Source organism: Pradoshia sp. Z5_111, assembly GCF_058267535.1.
Genome location: NZ_JBZCPQ010000023.1, coordinates 1 through 3,021, shown reverse-complemented (window position 1 = coordinate 3,021; position 3,021 = coordinate 1). Strand labels below are relative to the sequence as shown.

General features: G+C 52.7%; 1 rRNA gene. It reads right to left on the bottom strand.

From position 1 onward, the window contains the following. Window positions 1–4: 4 nt before the first annotated feature. A 23S ribosomal RNA gene (locus AC4D4A_RS19255) occupies window positions 5–2,940 on the bottom strand. Between the last annotated feature and the right edge of the window lie 81 nt (window positions 2,941–3,021).

Below are 3,021 nucleotides of genomic sequence, written 5' to 3'. Positions count from 1 at the left end.
TCATTTGGTTAAGTCCTCGAACGATTAGTATCCGTCAGCTCCATGTGTCACCACACTTCCACCTCGGACCTATCAACCTGATCATCTTTCAGGGTTCTTACTAGCTTGCGCTATGGGAAATCTCATCTCGAGGGGGGCTTCATGCTTAGATGCTTTCAGCACTTATCCCGTCCGCACGTAGCTACCCAGCTATGCTCTTGGCAGAACAACTGGTACACCAGCGGTGCGTCCATCCCGGTCCTCTCGTACTAAGGACAGCTCCTCTCAAATTTCCTGCGCCCACGACGGATAGGGACCGAACTGTCTCACGACGTTCTGAACCCAGCTCGCGTACCGCTTTAATGGGCGAACAGCCCAACCCTTGGGACCGACTACAGCCCCAGGATGCGATGAGCCGACATCGAGGTGCCAAACCTCCCCGTCGATGTGGACTCTTGGGGGAGATAAGCCTGTTATCCCCGGGGTAGCTTTTATCCGTTGAGCGATGGCCCTTCCATGCGGAACCACCGGATCACTAAGCCCGACTTTCGTCCCTGCTCGACTTGTAGGTCTCGCAGTCAAGCTCCCTTGTGCCTTTACACTCTGCGAATGATTTCCAACCATTCTGAGGGAACCTTTGGGCGCCTCCGTTACTCTTTAGGAGGCGACCGCCCCAGTCAAACTGCCCACCTGACACTGTCTCCCACCCCGATCAGGGGTGCGGGTTAGAATGTCAATACAGCCAGGGTAGTATCCCACCGATGCCTCCACCGAAGCTGGCGCTCCGGCTTCAAAGGCTCCTACCTATCCTGTACAAGCTGTACCAAAATTCAATATCAGGCTGCAGTAAAGCTCCACGGGGTCTTTCCGTCCTGTCGCGGGTAACCTGCATCTTCACAGGTACTATAATTTCACCGAGTCTCTCGTTGAGACAGTGCCCAGATCGTTACGCCTTTCGTGCGGGTCGGAACTTACCCGACAAGGAATTTCGCTACCTTAGGACCGTTATAGTTACGGCCGCCGTTTACTGGGGCTTCAATTCGCACCTTCGCTTGCGCTAAGCGCTCCTCTTAACCTTCCAGCACCGGGCAGGCGTCAGCCCCTATACTTCGCCTTGCGGCTTCGCAGAGACCTGTGTTTTTGCTAAACAGTCGCCTGGGCCTTTTCACTGCGGCTCTTCGAGGCTATAAACCTCTAATGAGCACCCCTTCTCCCGAAGTTACGGGGTCATTTTGCCGAGTTCCTTAACGAGAGTTCTCTCGATCACCTTAGGATTCTCTCCTCGCCTACCTGTGTCGGTTTGCGGTACGGGCACCTTCTTCCTCGCTAGAGGCTTTTCTTGGCAGTGTGGAATCAGGAACTTCGGTACTCTAGTTCCCTCGCCATCACAGCTCAGCCTTATGTGATGAGCGGATTTGCCTGCTCATCGGCCTAACTGCTTGGACGCGCATATCCAACAGCGCGCTTACCCTATCCTACTGCGTCCCCCCATCACTCAAATGGAAGAGAGGTGGTACAGGAATATCAACCTGTTGTCCATCGCCTACGCCTTTCGGCCTCGGCTTAGGTCCCGACTAACCCTGAGCGGACGAGCCTTCCTCAGGAAACCTTAGGCATTCGGTGGAAGGGATTCTCACCCTTCTTTCGCTACTCATACCGGCATTCTCACTTCTAAGCGCTCCACATGTCCTTCCGGTCATGCTTCACAGCCCTTAGAACGCTCTCCTACCACGCATACCATACGGTATGCATCCACAGCTTCGGTGATACGTTTAGCCCCGGTACATTTTCGGCGCAGAGTCACTCGACCAGTGAGCTATTACGCACTCTTTAAATGGTGGCTGCTTCTAAGCCAACATCCTGGTTGTCTGGGCAACTCCACATCCTTTTCCACTTAACGTATACTTTGGGACCTTAGCTGGTGGTCTGGGCTGTTTCCCTTTTGACTACGGATCTTATCACTCGCAGTCTGACTCCCGAGTATAAGTCTTTGGCATTCGGAGTTTGTCTGAATTCGGTAACCCGATGAGGGCCCCTAGTCCAAACAGTGCTCTACCTCCAAGACTCTAAACTCGAGGCTAGCCCTAAAGCTATTTCGGAGAGAACCAGCTATCTCCAGGTTCGATTGGAATTTCTCCGCTACCCACACCTCATCCCCGCACTTTTCAACGTGCGTGGGTTCGGACCTCCATCCAGTGTTACCTGGACTTCATCCTGGACATGGGTAGATCACCTGGTTTCGGGTCTACGACCACATACTGCAAACGCCCTATTCAGACTCGCTTTCGCTGCGGCTCCGTCTCATCAACTTAACCTTGCATGGGATCGTAACTCGCCGGTTCATTCTACAAAAGGCACGCCATCACCCATAAAAGGGCTCTGACTACTTGTAGGCACACGGTTTCAGGATCTCTTTCACTCCCCTTCCGGGGTGCTTTTCACCTTTCCCTCACGGTACTGGTTCACTATCGGTCACTAGGGAGTATTTAGCCTTGGGAGATGGTCCTCCCGGATTCCGACGGGATTCCTCGTGTCCCGCCGTACTCAGGATCCACTCGGGAGGGAACGAAGTTTCGACTACAGGGTTGTTACCTTCTCTGACGGACCTTTCCAGGTCGCTTCATCTACCCCGTTCCTTTGTAACTCCACAATGAGTGTCCTACAACCCCAGATGGCAAGCCATCTGGTTTGGGCTGATTCCGTTTCGCTCGCCGCTACTCAGGAAATCGCATTTGCTTTCTCTTCCTCCGGGTACTTAGATGTTTCAGTTCCCCGGGTGTGCCTTCATACACCTATGAATTCAGTGTAAGATACTGCCCCATTACGGGCAGTGGGTTTCCCCATTCGGAAATCTCCGGATCAAAGCTTACTTACAGCTCCCCGAAGCATATCGGTGTTAGTCCCGTCCTTCATCGGCTCCTAGTGCCAAGGCATCCACCGTGCGCCCTTATTAACTTAACCGTTAAAAAACTCTTACTCGGTTTTTATTAAAACGCATTTACTTTGCCTTACATTACATTATCCAGTTTTCAAAGAACGATT